Here is a 21,583-nt window from a genome sequence, read left to right as displayed (position 1 = left end):
GAGCGCGCCTCGTACGAGCGCAACGGAGGCAAGCGATGGCACAACTGCGGCAAGAGGTCGACCCGCGCGAGGTCGGGCTCGACGAGAAGGCGCTGGACCGTCTGGACCGGCATGTCGCCCACCACGTCGACGAGGGCCGTCTGCCCGGCTTCCTCCTGGCCGTCGCCCGTGGCGGCCGGGTCGCCCACCTCACCACGCACGGCCGGCGGGACATCGCCGCGGGTCTCCCCGTCGAGGCCGACACCCTCTACCGCATCTACTCCATGACCAAGCCGGTCACCTCGGTCGCCGCGCTGACGCTGGTGGAGGACGGCTCCCTCTCCCTCGACGATCCGGTCGCCGACCACCTGCCCGCCTTCGCCGACCAGCGGGTGTACGTGTCCGGCTCCGGCGCGGACCTGACCACCCGGCCGGCCCGGCAGCCGCTCCTGGTGCGGCACCTGATGACCCACACCGCCGGTCTGACCTTCGCCTTCTACCACTGTCACCCGGTCGACGCCCTCTACCGCGAGGCCGGACTCGACTCGGCCGTGCTGCCGGGCTCGGACCTGGCCGGCACCGTCGAGGCGTACGCACGCCTCCCCCTGCAGTTCGAACCGGGCACGCAGTGGAACTACTCCGTGGCCACCAACGTCCTCGGCAGGATCATCGAGGTCGTCTCCGGCCGGCCCCTGGACGAGTTCCTCGCCGAGCGCGTCTTCCGGCCGCTCGGCATGCCCGACGCCGGTTTCCAGGTGACGGACGAACAGGCCGCGCGGCTGGCCGAGTTGTACGGGGACACCGACAGCGGCGCCATACAGCCGATCGCCGGGCTGCCGCTGTCCGGGCGGCCCCGGTTCCTGTCGGGCAGCGGCGGCATGGTGGCGAGCGCCTACGACATCCACCGCTTCATGGAGATGCTCCGCCGGCGCGGCGAGCTGGACGGCGTGCGGGTGCTGCGGCCGGAGACGGTGGACCTGATGACCCGCAACCACCTGCCCGGCGGCGCCGACCTGCGCACCGTCGGCAGCCGCCCCGCCCACGACGAGCCCGGCAACGACGGCGTGGGCTTCGGCCTGGGCGTCTCCGTCGTGATCGACCCGGCCCGCACCCAGGCTCCCGCGGGGCCGGGCACGTTCGGCTGGAGCGGGGTGGCCACGACCACGTTCTGGGTCGACCCGAGCCGGGACCTGACCGTGCAGTTCCTGACCCAGCTGCGGCCGAGGAAGTCCCTGAAGCTCTACCCCGAACTCAAGCGCCTGGTGCACGAGGCGGTCCTCGGCTGAACCGGGGCGCGGCCGTTCACGCGGGCGGCCTCGGCGCGAGTCGCCGAGGCCGAGGCCGTCGTGCCCCGGGGCCTCGCGTTCGGGACGACGCTCGCGCGACCGGGAGCGGGGTCAGGACCAGTGGGCCACCGCGTCCAGGTGCGGCAGGTGGTGGTCCAGCCGCTCACGCTTGGTGCGCAGGTAGGTGATGTTGTTCTCGCACGGCGGGATCAGCAGCGGCACCTCTTCGGCGACCTGGATGCCGTTGTCCACCAGCGCCTCGCGCTTGCGCGGGTTGTTCGACATCAGGCGGACCGAGCGCACGCCCAGGTCCTTGAGCATCTCGGCGGCCACGCGGTAGTCGCGGGCGTCCACCGGCAGGCCGAGGGCGAGGTTCGCCTCGACGGTGTCCAGGCCCTCCGCCTGCAGCGCCATGGCCCGCAGCTTGGCGAGCAGACCGATGCCGCGGCCCTCGTGACCGCGCAGGTAGACGACGATGCCGCGGCCCTCGGCGACGACGGCGCGCATCGCGGCGTCGAGCTGGTCGCCGCACTCGCAGTGCTGGGAACCGAAGGCGTCACCGGTCAGGCACTCCGAGTGCAGCCGGATCAGCACGTCCTCCGCGCCGATCTCGCCGTGGACGAGGGCCACTTGCTCGTCACCGCGGTCGTGGTCGAGGTATCCGACCGCCTGGAACTTCCCGTAGACGGTGGGCAGGGGCGCATTCACCACGCGTTCCACACCGGTGCGCTGCGAGGTCTTCTTGCCGAGCACGCCAATTTTTTCTGTCATGATCTGGTTCCTAAGCAGAGACGAAAGGCCGGGAAAAGATGAGTGGTTCGGACAAACGGTCGGCGGCGCACGGACTGTTGCCGGCGGACACCACGGAAGACGTACGAGGGCGGCTGTCGGGCGTCCCGGTCAAGGTGGCGGTCCTTCCGGTCGGAAGCTTCGAACAACACGGTCCGTACCTGCCGTTGGCCACCGACACGCTCGTCGCATGCGCCATAGCCGCGGAGGTCGCCGCAGCGTACCCGGTGCAGCTCCTCCCTCCGGTGACCATCGCCTGCTCGCACGAGCACGCTGCCTGGCCGGGAACCGTCAGCATCTCCTCGGTGACCCTTCACGCGGTGGTACGGGACATCGCGGCGTCACTGCGCCGCTCGGGCGTCGAGGCCCTGGTAGTGGTCAACGGACACGGGGGGAACTACGTCCTGGGCAACGTCGTCCAGGAGGCTTCCGCCCGCGGCGAGCGGATGGCGCTCTTCCCCGCCCCGGAGGACTGGGAGGAGGCGCTGGAGCGGTCCGGGGTGTCGACCTCTCTCCTCACCGACATGCACGCCGGGGAGATCGAGACCTCGATCCTGCTGCACACCCACCCCGAAGTCGTCCGGCCCGGTCACGAGTCGGCCGATTTCACGGCGGACGACCGTCGCCATCTGCTCACGCTGGGAATGTCCGCCTATACCGATTCGGGCGTCATCGGCCGTCCTTCCCTGGGGTCTGCGGAAAAGGGCAGGGAACTCCTGGCGAGCCTGACGGATTCCTTCGGCGCGTATTTCTCGCTGCTGACGGACCCGTCCGCGGATTCCGCGCGGACGCCTTCCTGGAGTTCGGCGGAAACGCCCGCGGAGGACGATCGCTGACCGCCCGCCGGGTCCGCGGTCCCGGTCGGGTCAGCGGTGGTCGCGGGCGCCTCCCGGCGGGCGCGCAGGGCGCTGCACCAGCGGACCAGCAGGACCACCGCGCCCGGCAGGGCCGCCGCGAAGGTGAGCACGCCGTAGACGACGGCCACGGAGAGGCCGGTGCCCGCGCCGAGGCCGGCCGCGCCGAACGCCCAGGCGGTGACGCCCTCCCGGGGCCCCCAGCCGCCGACGTTCAGCGGCAGCCCCATCGCCAGCAGGGCGAGGACGGCCAGCGGCAGCAGCGCCAGGACGGAGGCGCCGGACCCGGCGACCCGGGCGGCCACGACGAACGTGGCGATGTGCCCGGCGAGGACGACCAGCGACGACAGGGCGACGCCGGGCCCGTTGCGCCGGGACAGCAGCCCCTCGCGCGCCTCGGACAGCGCCGCCCGGATCCGGCCGCCCCTGCGCCGCGCCGGGGAGTTCATGCGCACGGCGAGGAGGACGGCGAGCGCGCCCACGGCGCCGAGGGCGACGAGCGGGACGACGTGCCGTACGTCCGCGCGCACCGGCGACGGCAGCGTCAGCAGCACCCCGGCCCCGGCGACGACCAGCGCGAGCTGTCCCGCCGTACGCTCCAGGACGACGGCCCGCACGCCGCGTCCGACGTCGCCGGCGCTCTGCCCGTGCCGCACGGCGCGGTGCACGTCGCCGAGGATGCCGCCGGGCAGGGCGGCGTTGAGGAAGAGGGAGCGGTAGTAGTCGGCGACCGCCGGGCCGAGCGGCAGCCGGATCCGCAGGCCGCGCGCCACCAGCGCCCAACGCCAGGCGCTGAACACCGTGGTGACCACGCCGATGCCGACCGCCGCCAGCAGCGTCGGCGCGTCGATCCGCCGCAGCCCGTCCAGGAAGACGCCGGTCCCCATCCGCCACAGCAGGACGGAGAGGATGACGACTCCGGCGAGCGTGCCGATGTGGGTGCGGAGAGCGGGGGACTTGAGACGCGCGAGGAAGGGCCGCGCCGGCCCGTCCGCCGTCACCGCGGCGGAGGGTCCGGACTGCCGCACGACCGCGGTCGTGTCCTCGCGCCGTCTCGTGCGCGCGGTGGGGGGCACCTGCGCGTCCGCCGTCTCCGCACCCATCAGGCGCCGCCCGTCGGCCGGGCGAGGGCCAGCAGGTCGCTGTGGTGGACGTCGACCCGCAGTTCGCCGGCCGAGCAGGCGGCAAGCCGGCGGGTCAGGTATTCGCCGGCGCGGGCGGCCAGTTCGGGGCGCTGCTCGACGGCGGCGCCGACCCAGCCGCGCAGCCACTGCGCGGTGAGGGCCGCCTGGTCCGGGCCGAGCCGCCATGCGCTGGGGTTGACCTTCACCGTCGCGCCGCGGTCGGCGAACGCCTCACAGGCCGCGGTCACCGCGTCGGGGCCGAGGAGGCCGCCGCGCCGCTGGTGGTCGTTGAACGCGGAGGCGATCTCGTCGTCCATCGGGTCGGCCTCGCCGAAGTCGACGCGCCCGGCGACCGACAGGGTGAGCAGCGCCGGGCAGCCCGCTCCGGTGCAGGCGGCGGCGAGAGCGTCGATCTCCTCGCGGGTGAGGACGTCGAGCAGCGCCGACGCGGTGACCAGCGAGGCGCCGACCAGGGCGTCCGGGGTGAGCCGGGCGACGTCCCCGCGCCGCGTCTCGACGGTGACCCGGCTGCCGTCGGCGGCGGCGCGCGGGGAGGCGACGGCCGCGAAGTGCAGGAGGTAGGGGTCGCGGTCGTGCAGGATCCAGTGCTGGGGGCCGTCGAGGCGGGGGGCCAGCCAGCGGCCCATCGAGCCGGTGCCGCAGCCCAGGTCGTGCACGACCAGCCCGCCGGGGCGGCCCGGCAGGTTGGCGAGCCGGATCCGCAGCGGGTCGAGCAGGTCCAGCGCGCGGGCGGCCGCGTCGGCGGGCTCGCGCAGTTGGAGCCACTCGGGGGCGTAGCGGGGCGGCTCCTCCGGTCCGGCGTCGTCGCGCAGCCGCACGGTGGGCCGCTCGCCGGGGCGGGTCACGGGGCCGGCGCCGGCGATGACGGCGGAGTCGTCGCCCGCCGGCTGCCCCGCCGGGATGTCCCGGTTGTCGACGCTGGTGCTGATGTCGGTGTCCAAGGACGCCTCCCGAGGCCCCGGCTGGGCCGGAACGGCCGATATGGCGGATGTGGCGGGCGTGGCCGCGGCGGGTCGCTCCGCGGGGGTCACCGTCGTCTTGCTCATGCGGCCCTCCGGGGTTCGCTGGGGAGCCGGCCGAGGACGCCGGCCAGGCTCTGGGCGGTGGACGCCCAGCCGTTCAGGGCGGCGCGGCGGCCGCGGGCGGCGGCCTTGAGCCGGCGGCGCACGTCGGCCTCGCCGAACCAGCCGCGCAGTTCGGCGGCGAGAGCGGCCGGGTCCTCCGGCGGGACGAGGATGCCGGGGACGCCGCCGTCGGGGGCGCGGCCGACGGCCTCGGGCAGTCCGCCGACGTCCGTGGCGAGGACGGGGATGCCGCGCGCGAGGGCCTCCGTGACCGCCATGCCGTAGGTCTCGGCGTAGGAGGTGAGGACCATCAGGTCGGCGCGGGCGTAGGCGGCGTCGAGCTCGGCGCCGGCCTTCGGGCCCGCGAGCTCCAGGCGGTCCTCGAGCCCGTACTTGGCGATGAGGCGGCGCAGGTGGTCGACGTACTCGGGGTCCTGGCCGAGGCCGCCCACGCAGGAGCAGGTCCACGGCAGGTCGGTGACCGCGGCGAGCGCCTCGATCAGCCGGTGCTGGCCCTTGCGCGGGGTCACGGCGGCCACGCACAGCAGGCGGGAGACGCCGTCGGTGCCGGAGGCGAGCGGCGCGATGTCGGCGCCGGGGGCGGCGACGTGCACCTTCTCGGGGGCCAGGCCGTGGTGGGAGACGAGGCGCCGGACGGCCCATTCGCTGGTGGCGACCACCGCGGGGACGGCGCGCAGCACCTCGCGCTCCTTGGCGTCGAGCTGGGCCGCCACCTCGGGGGCGATGCCCCGCTCGTCGCCGAGCGGCAGGTGCACGAGGATGACGAGCCGCAGCCGCTCCGCCTCCGGGACGACGATCTCGGGGACGCCGCAGGCGACCAGCCCGTCCATGAGGACGATGGTCCCGTCGGGCAGCTCGCGCAGGGTGCGGGCCAGTTCATGGCCGGCGGCGGCGCCGGGGCGGGGCCACTCGCCGGACACGAGGTGCTTGTGGACCTGCCAGCCGAAGCCGGGCAGGTCGAGGCAGAGCCGCCGGTCGTAGGCGTTTCCGCCGCTGGGGTTCGCCGGGTCGTCGACGCCGCCCGGCATGACGAAGTGCACGGTGCGCAGGGACATGGGGATGATCCCGCCGATCTTGGGAGCGTCCGTTCTCGTGGGCCCGGTCTGCGCCGGCCCGCTCTGCGCGGGCGCCGACTGCACGGGCACGTACGCGAGGGGGGCCTGGGGGACGGCCTTCTCCAGGGTCACGTCGGTCACAGCGCACGCTCGTAACTCGCCCAGGCGATGTGCGACTCGTGCAGGGTGACGGAGATGCCGGCGACACCGCGGGCGCCCTCGCCGAGCGCGCCCTTGTGGATCCGCTCGGCGAGCCGGTCGGCGATCACCTTGGCGAGGAACTCGGTGGAGGTGTTGACGCCGGCGAAGTCGGGCTCGTTGTCCAGGTTGCGGTAGTTGAGCTCGCTGACCACGGCTCCGAGCTCCTGGGTCGCCAGGCCGATGTCGACGACGATGTTGTCGTCGTCCAGCTGCTCGCGGCGGAACGTGGCGTCCACAAGGAACGTGGCCCCGTGGAGGCGCTGCGCGGGTCCGAAGACCTCGCCGCGGAAGCTGTGGGCGATCATGATGTGATCGCGGACGGTGACACTGAACAACGGACAACCCTCCAGGTGCGGCGCCTCTGGTCCTCCGGCCGTCGGGCGCCGGGGGATGCCGAGTAGTACGGCTCTTCGCTTCCCCGTGTTCAGCCGTCTCTCACTCTTTTCTCAGGTCAGGCGCTTTCGCCGTGGTCGCGGGCGGGATCGGCGTCGTACCTGACGCGGTGGCAGAGCGCGGGGATCTCCCCCGCGGCGAGCCTCGGCATGACCGCCGGCAACTCCTCGAAGGCGCTTTCTCCGGTGACGAGGGCGTCCAGCGCGGGGTCGGCCAGCAGATCGAGGGCGAGGGCGAGCCGGTCGGCGTAGGTACGGCCGGCGCGGCGCGGGGAGACGGTGCCGACCTGGCTGCTGCGGATGACGAGCCGGCGGGAGTGGAAGGCCTCGCCGAGCGGGAGGGTGACCTGCCGGTCGCCGTACCAGCTCAGTTCGATGACCGTGCCCTCGGGGCTGAGCAGTTCCAGGCAGCGGGCGAGGCCCTGTTCGGTGGCGCTGGCGTGGACGACGAGGTCGCAGCCGTCGAGGGCGTCCTCGGGGCGCGCGAAGCCGACGCCGAGCGCCTCGGCGATACCGGCGCGGGCCGGGTCGGCGTCCACCAGCTGGACGCGGACGCCGGGGAAGCGGGCGAGCAGCGCGGCCACCGAGCAGCCGACCATGCCGCCGCCGACGACCGCGATCCGGTCCCCGACGAGCGGCGCGGCGTCCCACAGCGCGTTGACGGCCGTCTCCACGGTGCCGGCGAGGACGGCCCGCGCGGCGGGCACGGAGTCCGGGACGACCGTGACCGCGCTCGCCGGGACGACGAAGCGGGTCTGGTGCGGGTAGAGGGAGAAGACGGTGCGGCCCGTCAGCTCGGCCGGGCCCTCCTCGACCACGCCCACGTTGAGGTAGCCGTACTTCACCGGCGCCGGGAAGTCGCCTTCCTGGAACGGCGCCCGCATCGCGGTGTGCTGGCTCTCGGGCACGCCGCCGCGGAAGACGAGGGTCTCCGTGCCACGGCTGACACCCGAGTACAGGGACCGGACGACGACCTCGTCGTGCGCCGGGTCCGGCAGGGTGAGGTCACGGATCTCGCCATGACCGGGCGAACCGATCCAGAACGCACGTGCGGTGCGGTTCATCGGCGTCCTCCTGAACGATCGGGAACTTGTTCACGTACCGAGGTGTGGCACAGGTCGCGCACAGTACGCGGCCTTGATCGACTCTGTCACCTGGCCGGAGGATGTGCGGTGGCCCTGAACAACACTTACGACGCGAGGCTGGTCCAGCAGGAGACCGCTGTGGGAGCGGGCGTGCAGGTCCTGTTGCTGACCTTCCTCGGCACGGCGATCGGCATGGGGCCGGCGGGCTGGGTGACCGGGCTCGTCTTCGCCGTCGCCACCTGGGCGGTGCTCTCCCGGGCGCTGCACCGTTCGCAGTTGCGCTCCTTCGGCCCGGCCAACCGGGTCACCCTCGGCCGCGCCACCCTGGTCGGCGGAGTCACCGCGCTGGTCGCGGACTCCTTCGTCAGCGCGCCGCCGGTCTCCCTGCTGGTCGGGCTGACCGCGGTCGCCCTGATCCTGGACGGCGTGGACGGCAAGGTCGCCCGCCGCACCGGCACCTCGACGGCGCTCGGCGCGCGGTTCGACATGGAGGTCGACGCGTTCCTGATCCTGGTGCTCAGCGTGTACGTGTCGATGGAGCTCGGCCCGTGGGTGCTGCTGATGGGCGGCATGCGCTACGCCTTCGTCGCCGCGGCCCGCGTCGCCCCGTGGCTGAACGCCCCGCTCCCGCCGAGCATGGCCCGCAAGACGGTCGCCGCGATGCAGGGCGTCTGCCTGCTGGTCGCCGGCGCGGACCTGCTCCCGTACGCCGCCAACTTCGGTGTCGCCCTGCTCGCGCTGACCCTGCTGGTGTGGTCCTTCGGCCGGGACGTCCTGTGGCTGTGGCGCACCTCCCGGGTCCTGCCCGCCGCCGCCCCGGAGCCCCGCCTGGAGCTCGCCACGCGCTGAACCCACAACCCCTGCCAGGGGGCCAGGACTTGACGGCGAAGGGCCCGAACCGGTCTCACGGTTCGGGCCCTTCGCCGTCGTCCGTGCCGCTCGTGCGCCCCGGCGTCGGCGGGTGCGCGGGGCGGGGCGTCATCGCGTCGCCGCCAACTCCCTTTCGGCGGTGACGCGTTCCGTCACAGGATCGGTCGTACGTCCCTGTCGTCGCCGTCGTCGCAGCCGCGGCAGTCGCACGCCGCCCGCCGCTGTCACGGCGAGCGCTCCGAGCAGGGCGAGGACGGCTGCCGGGGCGAGGACGGCCCAGGGAGCGCGTTCGGCGTAGGGCTGGTTCTCGGCGAGCAGCAACCCCCACTCGGGGGAAGGGGGTTGAGCGCCGAGGCCCAGGAAGCCGAGGGAGGCCAGGGCGAGGGCGACGCCGGGCAGGCGCAGCAGTGCGTGGCGGGCGACGGGCGGGAGGACGGCCGGCAGGAGTTCGCTGCGCAGCAGGTACCAGGGGCCGGCGCCGAGGGCCCGGGTCGCGGTGAGGTGGACGGTGGCGCGTTCCTGGCTGATGAGCGCCGAGGTGTGCGCGGCGAGCGGGGCCCAGGCGACGACGGCGACCGCGAGGACGGGCGTGCTCGCGCCGCTGCCGGAGACCGCGGTGACGAAGAGCGCGGCGAGGACGGGCGGCACGGCGTTGACGGTGTCGACGAGCGGTCCGGACAGCGCCGGCACCAGGCCGAGCAGCAGGCCGGCGATCAGTGCGAGGGCGGTGACGGCGAGGGCGAGGAGCAGGGTGTCGAGGGCGCCGTGGGCGACCCGGGCGAGGATGTCCCGGCCGAGGGAGTCGGTGCCGAACGGGTGGGCTGCCGACGGCGACTTCAGGCGGGCGCCGGTGTCGAGCGCGAGCGGGTCGCGGGGCAGGCCGAGGGCGACGACCCCGAGCAGGAGGGCGCCGTAGGCGAGGGGCAGGACCGTGCGGGCCGGTAGGGCCGGCCGGTGCAGGCTGTGCAGAGCGCCGTCGCGCAACGCGGGGCCGATGAGGCGGCGGGCGGCGAGGTGGGCGAGGCCGGCGGTGAGGGCGGCGAGGGCGACCAGGGCGAGGGCGCCGGCCTGGAGGACGGGCAGGTCCTGGGCGATCGCGGCCTGGAGGGTGGTGCGGCCGAGGCCGGGGATGTCGAAGATCTTCTCCACGGCGACGGATCCGCCGGTCAGGCCCACGACGAACAGGCCGAGGTTGGGCAGCAGTCCGGGGACGCACCGGCGCAGGGCCTGGCGGGCGATGCGGTGGCCGGGCAGTCCTCGGGCCGCCGCGGCCAGAGCCCACGATTCGCCGAAGGCGCCGGGGAGCTGGTCGTCGAGGAGCCGTCCGAGGATCGCGCCGGCGGGCAGGCCGAGGGCGAGCGCCGGCAGCACCGTCCACTGCGGGCCGTACCAGCCGAGGGCGGGCAGCCAGCCCCACTGGACGCCGACGACGGTGGCGAGTACGGACGCGGTGAGGAACTCGGGGAGCGCGGCCAGCATCGCGGAGCCCGAGCCGCCGGCCCGCCGCCCGTCGAGGCGTCGCGCCGCTCCGAGGCGCAGGGTGCGTGCGCAGACGGCCGCGGCGGTGACGAGGGCGACGAGGAGGGCCACCGTCACCAGCAGCAGCGAGACGCCGAGTGCCTGGAGCAGGCCGGGCATGACCTCGGCGCCGGAGATCCACGACCGTCCGGCGTCCCCGCGCGGCAGTCCGGCGAGCCACTGACCGAGCAGGTGCACCGGGCCTTCGTCCAGGCCGAGTCGGGCCCGGATGTGGGCGAGCGTCTCCGGGGTGGGGTCGCGGTCGGCGGACCGTGCCTTGAGGACCGTCAGCGCCGGGTCGGTACGCGAGAGCCAGGGCAGCAGCCCGATCCCGCACACCAGCAGCGCGGCCAGTGCGGCGCGCCAGAGCAGCGCGCCCAGCCTGCTCCCCATGGCTCAGCGCCGGGTGCCGGTGCCGACGAGGGTGCGCTCGTAGGGGTCGAGGATCACACCGCTCACCTCTGCTCCGACACCCGTGATGACGCGCTGGTGGACCAGCGGCACGACGGCGTCGGTGCCGAGGACGGCGGCCTCGGCGGCCATGGCCGCTTCCTGCCGCTTCGCCGTGTCGGCGACGCCCTGCGCCTTCGCGACGGCCTGGTCGACCTTCTTGTCGCAGAGCCGGGCGAGGTTGTAGCTCCCGGCGCAGGTGTAGTCGCTGCTGAGGACGGCGACGGGGTCGCCTGTGTCGAGGAGGCTGTTGCGCGCGCCGACGAAGGCGTCGAACTTCCCGGCGAGGGCGTCGCTCTCCAGGCGGGAGTACTCGCGCACCTCCAGCCTGACCTTGAAGCCGGCCTTCTCCAGCTGTTGCTTCAGCACCTGCGCCGCTTCGGGGAGTTCGGGCCGGTTGTCGTAGGTGGCGAGGGTGACGGGGGCGCCGGCGGGCCTGCCGGCCGGCACCGGGGCGGCGGACGGGACGCGCTTGCCCTCGGCCCAGTTCAGGGCGGGCCCGTAGATGCCGGCGCCGGCGTCGGCGTGACCTTCGTAGACGCCCTTGGCGAGGGCGGAGGTGTCGACGGCGGCGCGGGCGGCGGCGCGCAGCGAAGGGTCCTTGAAGACGCCGGACTTCGTGTTCAGCTGCAGGCTGGTGGTGCGGGTGGTGGCGGTCTCCCGGCGGGTGTCCGCGTCGAGCGTGGCGGCCTGGGACACGGGAATCGCCTCGGCGACGTCGACCTGTCCGGTGCGCAGGGCGTTGGCGCGGGCGGTGCCGTCGGCGATGAAGCGGGCGTCGATGCCGGACGCCTGGGCGCGGCCACCCCAGTAGTCGTCGAAGCGGTCGAGGTCGGCGCTGGTGCTGCCGTTGACCTTGGTGAGCCGGAAGGGGCCGGTGGCGGTGCCGACCGGGTCGGCGGCGCCCTTCGCGTCGTAGGCCTTGGGAGCGAGGACGGCGAGACTCGGGCTGGACAGGCGCAGCGGCAGGGCGGGGTCCGGGGCGGCGGTGGTGACGCGGACGCCGGTGGCGCCGTCGGCCTGGGCGGTGAGGGCGACGCCGGAGAGGGCGGCGGGGGCGGGCCGGGCCCGGGTGGCGTGGGTGAGGGAGGCGGCGACGGCGGCCGGGGTGAGTGCGGTGCCGTCCTGGAAGTCGGCCTCGCGCAGGGTGAACAGCCAGGTGCGGTCGTCCTCCCGGCGCCAGGAGGAGGCGAGCGCGGGGGCGGCCGCACCGTTGGCGTCGAGGGCGGTCAGGCCCTCGGTGACGCCGAGCCGGCTGAGGAGGGTGGCGTCGGCGCCGTACGGGGAGAGGTTCTCGGCGGGCGGGAAGGCGAGGGCGACGCGCAGCCGGGAGCCGTCCTTCGCGTCGGTGGCCTCACCGCCGCCGCCGGAGGCGAAGCAGCCGGACAGGAGCGGGGCGAGCGTCGGGGCGAGCACGAGGGCGGCGGCGAGCCGCCGTCGGCGGGGGAAGCGCATGGGATCTACCGGCCTATGACGTGGTGGGGTGCGGGTGCGTCGGAGAGGTGGGCGTCGAGGGGGACGTCGAAGTGCACGACCGCGTGGGCGGCGGCGGGGTCCTCGCGCTCGTCGTGCACGACGGTCCCGATCGAGCGCCAGAAGCCCTCGGCGCCTTCGACGGACGGGTCCGTGTGCAGGTAGACGGAGCGGTAGCCGCCGTCCGCCGCCGCGAAGGCGAGCAGGCCGGCGACCAGCCGCCGGGCGAGTCCGCGCCGGCGGTGCTCGCGGCGGACGTACACGCGACGCAACTGCGCGGTGGCGCCGGAGGGATAGCGCTCGGCGATGTGCCGGGGGTTCGGCGGATGCAGCGGACCGCGCGAGTCCAGCGCGCCCGTGGCGACGACCTCGCCGTCCGCGTCCAGCGCGACCAGCAGCGTGTGCCGGTCGGGGATCAGGTACGCGGCGGCGGGATCGATGATGTCGCCGTGCCAGCGCGGCACGTACCCGGTGCCGAAGTCGCGGTAGACGGTGTCGAGCATGAGGGCCCGGGCTCCGTCGAGGTCGCCGGGACGGGCGGTCTGGATGCAGTAGTCAGGCACTTGCGCATCATAGGCAACAAGCGGAACCCAGTTGATCACTTGCCCTCCTCCCCGCCGGCTCGACGCCCCTCACCTTAACCACATGATATTCATTTTCAAAAGAGGCGATGTTGGCCATCATCTCGGGGCCTGGGTGGGTTGTGACCTCGATCGAACGGACCGCGTATCCGCGGTTCAAGCGGCTGATCAGCGCGATGAGCTGCACCTGTTCTAGTTCGCCCTCTCCGTACGCGAGGGGGCGATCTCCTCGTCGACGCTGCTGAAGCGGTTGCGCTCGGGGGCGCGGAAGAACGCCACCTACACCGCGTCCCGCGAGGTCGGCCGCGTGATCCGCACCGTGCAGCTGCTGCGCTACCTCTCGGACGCGCCGCTGCGCCGGCGGGTGACCGCGGCGACGAACAAGATCGATGCGTTCAACGGCTCCTCCCAGTGGCTCGGCTTCGGCAACCGCGGCGTCATTGCCGACAACGACCCCGCCGAGCAGGAGAAGGCGATGAAGTTCAACGCGCTGCTCAGCAACGCGGTGGTCTTCCACAACGGCTGCTGGAGGAGGGCTGGACGATCGACCCGGAGGAGCTCGCCCGCATCTCGCCGTACCTGACCGAGCACATCAACCGGTTCGGCGAGTACTCCACGCACGAACTCGGCATCCAGCCCGAGGCGTACGACCCGAAGCTGGACGTGGACTTCACCCCTCTGCGCGAGCAGGATCTGGCCGCCGCCGGCTTCGGCACGGCCGCCTGACCCGCGGCCGGGCCGGCATCATGCGGGTCTGACGTAGCACGAGGCCGACGACCTGCTCGACGTCGACGACTGGGATGCAGGATGGAACGCGGACGACAAGTACGAGTGGGTACGGTGAGCGTGCCAGCGGCTGGATCAAGCTAAGGCTTGTTCAGGTAGGTGAGAACGGCGCGGACGCGGCGGTTGGTGTCGTCATCGTCTGAGATGCCCAGCTTGCCGAACATGGAGGTGGTGTGCTTGCTGATGGCGCTCTCGCTGAGAAAGAGGCGGCGGCCGATGGCCTGGTTGGACAGTCCCTCGGCCATGAGGGCCAACACGGAGTACTCGCGTTCGGTGAGCCGCTTGAGCCCCCGGTTCGGGGAACTGTTGGTCAGCAGTTTCGCGATGACAGCCGGGTCCATGGCGGTCCCGCCGCCCGCGACGCGTTCGAGGGCGCCGATGAACTGGTCGGCGTCGAACACGCTCTCCTTGAGGAGGTAGCCGACGCCGCCGGAGCCGTCGGCCAGGAGCTCGCGGGCGTACAACTGCTCGACGTGCTGGGAGAGGATGAGGACTGGCAGATCGGGCATCTCGCTGCGGGCGGCGAGGGCCGCCCGCAGGCCCTCGTCCGACTGGTCCGGTGGCATGCGGACGTCGATGACGGACACATCCGGGCGCCACGTCCGCAGCGCGTCGAGCGTTTCAGGTCCGGTGGTCGCTGTCGCCACCACCTGGTGCCCGTACGCCTCGATCAGGCGGACCATCCCGTCGCGCAGGAGGTAGAGATCTTCGGCTACAACGATTCGCATGGCAGCGCCATCCTGACACGGGTCGGGCCGCCCGGTGGGCTGGTGATCTCCAGGGTGCCGTCGAAGACCGCCAGGCGGCGGCGCAGACCGGCGAGCCCGCCGCCGGGTCGCTCGTCGGCCCCGCCCCGGCCGTCGTCCTCAACCTCGACAACGAGGTCGGCCTCGTCCCTGGCGAGGCAGACGCGCGCCCGCGACGCGTGGGCATGCCGGACCGCGTTGGTCAGCAACTCGGCGACGCCGAAGTAGACGGCCGACTCGATCGGCGCATCCAGGGTCAGCCGGACGTGAGCGCTGACGACCACGTCGAGCGGGATGTCCAGAGCGAGGGCGCGCACTGCGTCGACGAGCCCGCGCTCGTTCAGCACGGGTGGACTAATCCCACGGATCAGCTCGCGGAGCTCGGCCAGCGAGGCGGTGGCGCCGGCCCGCGCGTCCCGCATCAGTGCCTTGGCCCGCTCCGGGTCGGTCTCCATCAGCTTGTCCGCGGTCGCCAAGGAGAGCCCGAGTGCAACCAGGCGGCCCTGCGCCCCGTCGTGCAGGTCCCTTTCGATCCGGCGGATCTCGGCAGCCTGCGCGACCGTCGAGTCCGCGCGCTGGGCGGTCAACTCATCCACCCGGTCCGTCAGCACCATCGCAGGCGACGGACGCAGGAAGCGGACGGCCACCGGCTCGACGAGCCGCCAAGCGTACGGGGCGGAGGCGACAGCCACGACCAGGCCCAGCGCCCCGACGAGGCGCGTGGCGAGCCCCGGCCGGCCGAACCCGAGGACCGCCGCGGCCACCCCGGCCGGCGGCAGGGCGGCGACCACGCCTGCAGTGAGCGGCACGATCCCCGTGAACCGCAGGTCGCGCCAGTTGGCGGGGTCTTTCCACCGGAGCCGCCACTTCTGATCCAGGAGGGCGTCCCGGCGGGTGCGCTCGTAGGAGAAGCCGTTCCACCAGTACCCGGTGGACATCCGCGTCACCACTGCGGCCTGCCGGTATCCGCCGGGGATGACGGTGGCGGTCCACCTCGCGACGAGGAAGCGGACCATCCGGCAGATCGGGCGGGACAACGCGAGTGTCCCCCCACACACCAGCACGAGGGGCGCTACCCACGACCACGGGTTTCCCGGCCCCCACCAGATCCCCAGCGCCACGGCGGCAGCCCACACGGCCGGGGCCAGCATGCTGACGACCGCGACGACGCATCCCCGCACGAAACCCACGCCGACGCGTGCCACCCACGAACCCAGCTGCCTCATGACCCATCCTTCGCTTACCGTTCGGTGCTCCCACTGTGCACCGCGCAGAGCCCGCTACTTCCGTGTTCAGGCAGGGAGTGGGGCTACCCCCACCCGCCTGTGTGTCCAGGCGGATACCGCGTCAGCCAAGCACTTCATAGCGTCGTGAGCATGGAAACCAACGCGCACTCCACGGCCGAGGCAGCACTCCTCAACACCCCCCGCACCCAAGGGGCCTTCGACACAGCGAAGAGCAGCATCAAGGTTTACGGCGCACTGAGCGCCACCGCCCTCTTCGCGGTCATCGCGGTATCGGTCAGCGGTGACACGGCGAACACGTTCATGTGGATCCGGGCAGTCCTGCTGCCCGTAGTCGCCGTGCTGGTCTACCGGATGACCGGATCCGCTTCCCGGGGATCTCGACGGGCCTTCGAGCGCGTGAGGGCTCTCACCGTGGTCATGCCGATAGCGATCATCGGCGTCGACCTGATCCCGGGTGTCTGTCCGCCGTGGTACGCCGTGATGCAGGTCGTCTGCATGCTGCCCGTCATCCGAGTCGCGTTTGTGACCCGCGGCCCTGCACTGTGCGCCGCCTTCCCCAGGGGGCGCTGATCGGGCGTCGAGTGCCGCTCAGTGCGGCGTGCGACCGCAACCGCGCTCTTTGGCCCGTGAGCCTGAGTTGCTTCCGCTGAGCCTTGTTGTTGGCCGCTCGGCGGTGTCCGTCTCTCTCACCTGTGCCGATAGGACCTCACACAGAGCTGGCAGGCGCCGGATAGTGTGATGCTCGTCCACTGACAATGCGACGGGGGCAATGATGCGCATCGCGGTGACGGGGGCAGCCGGCCGCCTGGGCAGGCGGGTGGTGCAGCTGCTCGCGGGCCAGGACGGTGTGGACGTCGTAGCGATCACCAGGCGGAAGCTGCCTGCCGAGGCATTGCCGCCCCAGGCGAAGGTCGCTGTCGCCGACTACACCGATCCGCGCGCTCTTCGAGCGGCTCTGCAGGGTGTGGACACCCTGGTTTTCGTCTCCAGTGATGGCCCCGATGCACGGATGCTGGTGCACCACCGCAACGTTGTCGCCGCCGCGTCAGCCGAGCGCGTCAGCCATGTCGCAGCGCTGAGCAGCGTCGATGCCGACACGGCGTCCCCGTTCTGTTACGCCGTGGTCAACCAGCTCACCGAGGATCTGCTCCTGGCCTCCGGCGTCCCGTGCTCGTTCGCCAGGGCTTCGCTGTACATCGAGTTCTTCCAGGACTGGCTCACCAAGGCGCGCACGACCGGGCTGCTGCGACTTCCGGCCGCGGATGGCCGGATTTCCCTGGTAGCGCGCGACGACGTGGCCCGTGCCCTCGCCGCGCTCGCGGTGGGTGAGCCGACCGGGCGTCACCATGACATCACCGGACCCGAGTCGGCGGACCTGGCACGCATCGCCTCGGTCACGGCGGAGGCATGGAAGACGCCTGTCACCTACGTGGACATCCCGAACGATATGTACTGCGCCGAGACTGCGGAGACCGGCCTGGAGCCCTGGTGGCTTTACGCCTTCTCGTCCATGTTCGCCTCGGTGCGCGAGCAGCGCTGGGATCGAGTCTGCGACGACTACACCCGGCTGACCGGCCGTCTTCCCCTCAGTCTCCGCGACGTCCTATCGGCACAGGTGAAAGAGCCGGACACTGCCGTTTGCCCCCGATCTTCTTTCTCGTAAATTCTCGCAAAAGACCGCCCCCTCCAAGGCGTCTACGACCCGTCCGGGCACGGCGCCGCCCTGTTCGCATTCTTCGCAGGCATGGCCGAGTCCGCACGCAGGACCTTGTCCTTGGCCGAGGTCACGGAGATCCCCGACCTTCCGCTCGCCCGTTGGTCCCGCGACGGCGTCCCCTCCCCCGGCCCGGGTCCCGTGATCCACGACCAGACACAACTGGCCCAGCTGATCGCCCTCGGACGCACCGTGGTGGTCTTCCCCGAGTCCGCCCGCGCCTGGCTGTGGGCCGAGCACACCGCCGTCCCGCTGTCCGACGCGCCCCCTGTCGTCACCCATATCGCCTGGCCCGCGCACAGTCGCTCCCTGACCCTGGCGGGACTGATCCGCACGGCCACCCGGCTGTGAGCCGCCGCCCCCGCCGGCTGTGGCAGGGGCGGAGCGAGGGCCGGCTACCGGTTCCCGGCCAGGAACGGCAGGACGACGTCGGCCATCTCGTCGGGCACCTCCTCCGCGAGGTCGTGGCCCGCGTCGAAGACGTGTCCGGTGACGCATGGGCCGCGAACCGCGCCTGGGACTCGTTGCGTTCGCCGATGAAGGCGGAACCGCCGAGCGCGAGGATGGGGATGTCCAGCTTCTGCCGGGCGGCGGCACGGGCACGTCGCGGCCACGAAGGAGAAGTGGCCCCGGCCAAAGCCGCGTTCAACTCGCTCATGAGTCTCACACCCCCGACGGACCCGGCGGCGGCGCGTGATGCCGCGCGCCGCCGCCGGGACACATGGTTCAGGCCTGCGTGACGGGCCTCGCGGAGTCCAGGGTCCCCACGAAACGCGCCCAGCTCTCACGCCCGACGGCGAAGTGCGGTCGCGTCACGTCTTTGGAGTCCCGTACGCACACGGCCTGCCGGGTGACGGCGACCTCGACACAGCTGTCGCCCTGACTGCCGCTGTAGCTGGACTTGAACCACGCCAGTTCGGTCGCGCTCATAGTTCTCCTCGGAGTCGCTCCAGCAGGCGCCGCGAGTCCTTGGTGTTCAGGGCCTGCGAGCGCAGTGTGTCATAGCGCTGCCTGAGGAGCCTCACCTCTTTCGCACGGGAGATCAGACGGCCGTTCTGCTGCCCTTCGGAGTAGGCGAGCCACTGCCCCTTCGGCGTCTCCAGGATCTGCAACGGCCCGTCCAGGCAGGCGTGCAGCCCGGCCTCCAACGGCACGATCTGCAGCGACACGTTGCGCGGCGCGGTCAGCTCCAGCACATGGTCGAACATGCCGCGCATCTGCTCCGCGTCCCCGAACCGCCGCCGGAAGACGTGCTCTTCGACGATAAAGCCGTACGGCGTCGTGGGCCGCGCGGACAGCATCCGCTGCCGCTCCATCCGGCTTTCCATGTAGCTCTGCAACCGGCCGTCCGGCACGAGCGGGACGGTCCCCTCGAACACCGCCCGCGCGTACTCCGCCGACTGCAACAGGCCCGGCACCAGGCGGCATTCGTAGGTGCACAGGCTCACGGCCTTCCGCTCCAGCCGGGCCCACTCCCGGAACCAGGCCGCCAGGCCCACGTCGCCCCGCGTCACGAACTTCGCCGACGCGCGCAGCGCTCCGGTGTTCCCGGACACTTCCTCCGCCCGCTCGACGTACGCCTCGTCGGCCATGCGCCGCCCCAACTCCACCGACTCCACGGTGTGCTTGGAGAAGCGGACGAGCTCCGCGAACTCGGCCCGGCTGTACCCGGCGTGCTCGCGGAGCGCCCGGCTGACGGCGCCCCAGGTGCGCAGACTGTCCGAGGGGTCGGGCTCACGGGCCGGTTCGCAGTCGCCTGAACCGTCCTCGTCCCCCTCCTCGTCGTCCCCGTGGAGGAAGCCGCCGTCGTCCCCCTCGAAGCCGCCGTCGTCCCCCTCGAAGTCGTCGTCGACCGCGCCCCTTTCGGAGCCGCCGTCGCCGGCCGTACCCTCCTCGAAGCCTTCACCCTCGTCGTCCATGCTCATGCCGCTGAAGGTCATGTGCGGCCACCTCCCGTTCGCGTACGCGCTGTTCCTGGCCCCCACGCCTCGTCAGCACCAAGACTGGCGTGGAGATCCGCGTACCGTCTACAGAAAGTGCCCGTACGCTGACTCAGCGTACGGACCGCTCGGGGGCTCGGCCCTCGTCGCGGGGGCGGTGCCGAACCGTTCCCGGCTCGGCACCGCCCCCTTCACCGGCTACGGCGTAGCCGCCACCGTCGGCGCCGGGGCGTAGCCCGTGGGGCGGGCCGTGAAGGTGCCGCGGCCCTGGGTGCGGCTGCGCAGGCGCGTCGCGTAGCCGAACAGTTCGGCCAGCGGCACGGTCGCGGTCACCACGGCCGCTCCCCCGCGGACCTGCGAGTCGGTGACCCGGCCGCGGCGGGCCGCGAGGTCGCCGAGAACCCCGCCGACCGCGTCCTCGGGCACGGTCACCGTGACCTCGACGACCGGCTCCAGCAACCGCATCACGCAGCCGCGCAGGGCTTCCCTCAGGGCGAGCCGGCCCGCCGTGCGGAAGGCCATCTCGGAGGAGTCCTTCACATGGGTGGCGCCGTCGGTCAGGGTGACGCGCAGCCCGGTCACCGTGTGCCCGCCGAGGGGACCCTCGGCGAGCGCGTCACGGCAGCCGGCGTCGACCGCGCGGACGTACTCCTGCGGCACCCGCCCGCCCACGACGGCGGACCGGAAGTCGAACCCGTCCTCCAGCGGCTCCACATCGAGCACGACATGCGCGAACTGGCCCGCACCGCCGTCCTGTTTGACGTGCCGGAAGACCAGACCGGACACTCCGCGCGCCACCGTCTCGCGGTAAGTGACGCGTGGACGGCCGACGTTGATCTCCAGCCCGAGGGCGCGACGGATCTTCTCCACGGCGACCTCCAGGTGCAGTTCACCCATGCCGGACAGCACCGTCTGGCCGGTCTCGGCGTCGGTGCGGACCGTCAGCGACGGGTCCTCCTCGGCCAGCCGGGCCAGGGCCGTGACCAGCCGTTCGGTGTCCGTGCTCCGGCGCGGCTCGACCGCCACCGAGACGACCGGGTCGGCGACGCCGGGCGGCTCCAGGACGAGCGGGGCGTCCGGCGCGCACAGCGTGGAGCCGGCCCGCGCCGACTTCAGGCCCACCACGGCCACGATGTCCCCGGCGACCGCCCGCTCCAGTTGGGCGTGCCGGTCGGCCTGGACGCGCAGGATGCGGCCGATGCGTTCGGTGCGCCCAGCGGTCGCGTCCCACGCGGTGTCTCCCTTCCCGATCGTGCCGGAGTACACCCGCACGTAGGTGAGCCGGCCGGTGCTCGTGGCGCTGACCTTGAACGCGAGGGCCGCGAACGGCGCGCCCGGGTCCGCGGGCCTCCGCTCGTCGGCCCCGTCGTGGGTACCGTGCACGGCGGGCACGTCCAGGGGTGAGGGCAGGTAGTCGACGACGGCGTCGAGCAGCGGTTCGACGCCTCGGTTGCGGTAGGCCGAGCCGCACAGCACGACCACACCGTCACCGGTGCGCGTCAGGTCGCGCAGGGCCGAGGACAGCGTGCCCGCCGAGAGCGTCTCCCGGTCGCAGAACTCCTCCAGCGCGGCCGGATGCCGTTCCGCCACCGCCTCCTCCAGCAGCCGCCGCCGGCGCAGCGCCTCCTCCCGCAGTGCCTCGGGGACGGGCCCCTCGGTCATCGTTTCCGCGCCGTCCTCCCAGGTCAGCGCACGCATGCGGAGCAGGTCGACGACACCGGTGAAAGCGTCTTCCGCGCCGATCGGCAGCTGGACCACCAGCGGTACGGGGTGCAGGCGCTCGCGGATCGACGCCACGGCGGCGTCGAGGTCGGCGCCCGCGCGGTCCAGCTTGTTGACGAACGCGATCCTCGGCACGCCGTGCCGGTCGGCCTGCCGCCACACCGACTCGCTCTGCGGCTCCACGCCCGCGACGGCGTCGAACACCGCGACCGCCCCGTCGAGCACCCGCAGCGAACGCTCCACCTCGTCGGCGAAGTCGACGTGCCCCGGGGTGTCGATCAGGTTGACGCGATGGTCCCGCCAGGCGCAGCTGACGGCCGCCGCGAAGATGGTGATGCCGCGGTCGCGTTCCTGGGGGTCGAAGTCGGTGACGGTGGTGCCGTCGTGGACCTCGCCGCGCTTGTGCGTGGTCCCGGTGGCGTACAGGATCCGCTCGGTGACGGTGGTCTTGCCGGCGTCGACGTGGGCGAGGATGCCCAGGTTGCGCACGGCGGCGAGGTGACGGTCGAGGTTGTTGCGCACGGCCCTTGGCCTTTCAGGGTGTTCCGGGAGAACGGGCAGCGCGATTCGCCTGAGGGACGTGGTGCTGACGCACCGACAGAAGTGTTCCGGTGCGAAGGGTTTGGAGCGACGGTCCCGTCAGGCCGTCCGGTGCCGGCCGCGCA

The 21,583-nt window shown here is 72.8% G+C and carries 18 protein-coding genes and 4 pseudogenes; 7 read left to right on the top strand and 15 right to left on the bottom strand.

From position 1 onward, the window contains the following. The first annotated feature begins 35 nt into the window (after positions 1 to 35). A complete protein-coding gene (locus ACFYXA_RS03150) occupies positions 36 to 1,265 on the top strand; it encodes a serine hydrolase domain-containing protein (RefSeq protein WP_389027732.1) in 1,230 nt (409 codons plus the stop codon). Between the two features lie 111 nt (positions 1,266 to 1,376). On the opposite strand, the gene ribA is transcribed toward ACFYXA_RS03150, so the two are convergent. Beyond that, complete coding sequence (gene ribA, locus ACFYXA_RS03145; RefSeq protein WP_352250114.1) at positions 1,377 to 2,036, bottom strand: GTP cyclohydrolase II; 660 nt, start codon at positions 2,034 to 2,036, stop codon at positions 1,377 to 1,379. Positions 2,037 to 2,074: 38 nt separating this feature from the next. Between ribA and ACFYXA_RS03140 the strand changes: the two are divergent. After that, positions 2,075 to 2,734 (top strand): annotated as a pseudogene (locus ACFYXA_RS03140) (creatininase family protein); the annotation flags it as partial. Here ACFYXA_RS03140 and ACFYXA_RS03135 read toward each other — a convergent pair. The 5 genes from ACFYXA_RS03135 to ACFYXA_RS03115 all read right to left on the bottom strand — a co-directional run bounded on the left by ACFYXA_RS03135 (position 2,707) and on the right by ACFYXA_RS03115 (position 7,850). Further along, a complete protein-coding gene (locus ACFYXA_RS03135; protein ID WP_389027730.1) occupies positions 2,707 to 4,011 on the bottom strand; it encodes a YbhN family protein in 1,305 nt (434 codons plus the stop codon). The pseudogene ACFYXA_RS03140 and the gene ACFYXA_RS03135 sit on opposite strands and share 28 nt — an antisense overlap. Further along, on the bottom strand, positions 4,011 to 4,994 hold the full coding sequence (locus ACFYXA_RS03130; protein WP_389027728.1) for a hypothetical protein: 984 nt from the start codon (positions 4,992 to 4,994) through the stop codon (positions 4,011 to 4,013). Before ACFYXA_RS03130 ends, ACFYXA_RS03135 begins: the two co-directional genes overlap by 1 nt. A gap of 101 nt (positions 4,995 to 5,095) precedes the next feature. Further along, on the bottom strand, positions 5,096 to 6,334 hold the full coding sequence (locus ACFYXA_RS03125; protein ID WP_389027726.1) for a glycosyltransferase family 4 protein: 1,239 nt from the start codon (positions 6,332 to 6,334) through the stop codon (positions 5,096 to 5,098). Next, a complete protein-coding gene (locus ACFYXA_RS03120) occupies positions 6,331 to 6,729 on the bottom strand; it encodes a 6-carboxytetrahydropterin synthase (protein WP_130437707.1) in 399 nt (132 codons plus the stop codon). Before ACFYXA_RS03120 ends, ACFYXA_RS03125 begins: the two co-directional genes overlap by 4 nt. Positions 6,730 to 6,845: 116 nt before the next feature. Then, positions 6,846 to 7,850: a zinc-binding alcohol dehydrogenase gene (locus ACFYXA_RS03115; RefSeq protein WP_389027723.1), complete on the bottom strand. Its 1,005-nt coding sequence runs from the start codon at positions 7,848 to 7,850 to the stop codon at positions 6,846 to 6,848. A 108-nt stretch (positions 7,851 to 7,958) separates the two neighbouring features. Here ACFYXA_RS03115 and ACFYXA_RS03110 point away from each other — a divergent pair, with 108 nt between their 5' ends. Continuing rightward, the gene (locus ACFYXA_RS03110; protein ID WP_352250122.1) at positions 7,959 to 8,720 is read left to right on the top strand and encodes a CDP-alcohol phosphatidyltransferase family protein; all 762 of its coding nucleotides are present in this window, start codon (positions 7,959 to 7,961) and stop codon (positions 8,718 to 8,720) included. Between the two features lie 129 nt (positions 8,721 to 8,849). Here the strand turns inward: ACFYXA_RS03110 and ACFYXA_RS03105 are convergent, their stop codons facing one another. The 3 genes from ACFYXA_RS03105 to ACFYXA_RS03095 are packed head-to-tail and all read right to left on the bottom strand — an operon-like array spanning position 8,850 to position 12,685. Then, positions 8,850 to 10,652 carry an ABC transporter permease subunit gene (locus ACFYXA_RS03105; protein WP_389027720.1) on the bottom strand — a complete coding sequence of 601 codons (1,803 nt, stop codon included), beginning with the start codon at positions 10,650 to 10,652 and terminating at the stop codon, positions 8,850 to 8,852. Positions 10,653 to 10,655: 3 nt separating this feature from the next. Further along, positions 10,656 to 12,164: an ABC transporter substrate-binding protein gene (locus ACFYXA_RS03100; RefSeq protein ID WP_389027718.1), complete on the bottom strand. Its 1,509-nt coding sequence runs from the start codon at positions 12,162 to 12,164 to the stop codon at positions 10,656 to 10,658. 5 nt (positions 12,165 to 12,169) lie between these two features. After that, positions 12,170 to 12,685: a GNAT family N-acetyltransferase gene (locus ACFYXA_RS03095; RefSeq protein ID WP_389029023.1), complete on the bottom strand. Its 516-nt coding sequence runs from the start codon at positions 12,683 to 12,685 to the stop codon at positions 12,170 to 12,172. 289 nt (positions 12,686 to 12,974) lie between these two features. Between ACFYXA_RS03095 and ACFYXA_RS03090 the strand changes: the two are divergent. Then, a pseudogene (locus tag ACFYXA_RS03090) lies at positions 12,975 to 13,346 on the top strand (Tn3 family transposase); the annotation flags it as partial. A gap of 283 nt (positions 13,347 to 13,629) precedes the next feature. On the opposite strand, the gene ACFYXA_RS03085 reads toward ACFYXA_RS03090, so the two are convergent. Together ACFYXA_RS03085 and ACFYXA_RS03080 are read right to left on the bottom strand one after the other, a co-directional pair. Then, positions 13,630 to 14,277 carry a LuxR C-terminal-related transcriptional regulator gene (locus tag ACFYXA_RS03085; protein WP_389027716.1) on the bottom strand — a complete coding sequence of 216 codons (648 nt, stop codon included), beginning with the start codon at positions 14,275 to 14,277 and terminating at the stop codon, positions 13,630 to 13,632. Further along, complete coding sequence (locus tag ACFYXA_RS03080) at positions 14,262 to 15,521, bottom strand: histidine kinase (RefSeq protein WP_389027713.1); 1,260 nt, start codon at positions 15,519 to 15,521, stop codon at positions 14,262 to 14,264. Before ACFYXA_RS03080 ends, ACFYXA_RS03085 begins: the two co-directional genes overlap by 16 nt. Positions 15,522 to 15,671: 150 nt before the next feature. Here ACFYXA_RS03080 and ACFYXA_RS03075 point away from each other — a divergent pair, with 150 nt between their 5' ends. The 3 genes and pseudogenes from ACFYXA_RS03075 to ACFYXA_RS03065 form a co-directional block, all read left to right on the top strand. Further along, a complete protein-coding gene (locus ACFYXA_RS03075) occupies positions 15,672 to 16,112 on the top strand; it encodes a hypothetical protein (RefSeq protein ID WP_389027711.1) in 441 nt (146 codons plus the stop codon). Positions 16,113 to 16,311: 199 nt separating this feature from the next. After that, on the top strand, positions 16,312 to 17,205 hold the full coding sequence (locus ACFYXA_RS03070; protein ID WP_389027709.1) for an NAD(P)H-binding protein: 894 nt from the start codon (positions 16,312 to 16,314) through the stop codon (positions 17,203 to 17,205). Between the two features lie 90 nt (positions 17,206 to 17,295). After that, positions 17,296 to 17,607 (top strand): annotated as a pseudogene (locus ACFYXA_RS03065) (LysR family transcriptional regulator); the annotation flags it as partial. Positions 17,608 to 17,651: 44 nt separating this feature from the next. On the opposite strand, the pseudogene ACFYXA_RS03060 reads toward ACFYXA_RS03065, so the two are convergent. From ACFYXA_RS03060 to fusA, 4 genes and pseudogenes are all read right to left on the bottom strand, one after another. Next, positions 17,652 to 17,854: pseudogene (locus tag ACFYXA_RS03060) on the bottom strand (alpha/beta hydrolase); the annotation flags it as partial. Positions 17,855 to 17,982: 128 nt separating this feature from the next. Further along, on the bottom strand, positions 17,983 to 18,186 hold the full coding sequence (locus ACFYXA_RS03055) for a DUF397 domain-containing protein (protein WP_352250132.1): 204 nt from the start codon (positions 18,184 to 18,186) through the stop codon (positions 17,983 to 17,985). Continuing rightward, on the bottom strand, positions 18,183 to 19,196 hold the full coding sequence (locus tag ACFYXA_RS03050; RefSeq protein ID WP_389027706.1) for a helix-turn-helix domain-containing protein: 1,014 nt from the start codon (positions 19,194 to 19,196) through the stop codon (positions 18,183 to 18,185). The genes ACFYXA_RS03055 and ACFYXA_RS03050 overlap by 4 nt, the downstream gene beginning before the upstream one ends. Before the next feature lie 198 nt (positions 19,197 to 19,394). After that, positions 19,395 to 21,440 carry an elongation factor G gene (gene fusA / locus ACFYXA_RS03045; RefSeq protein ID WP_389027704.1) on the bottom strand — a complete coding sequence of 682 codons (2,046 nt, stop codon included), beginning with the start codon at positions 21,438 to 21,440 and terminating at the stop codon, positions 19,395 to 19,397. Between the last annotated feature and the right edge of the window lie 143 nt (positions 21,441 to 21,583).

The sequence above is a fragment of the Streptomyces sp. NPDC002566 genome, from assembly GCF_042889585.1.
Taxonomy (GTDB): domain Bacteria; phylum Actinomycetota; class Actinomycetes; order Streptomycetales; family Streptomycetaceae; genus Streptomyces.
This window is presented reverse-complemented; position numbering and strand designations above follow the sequence as displayed.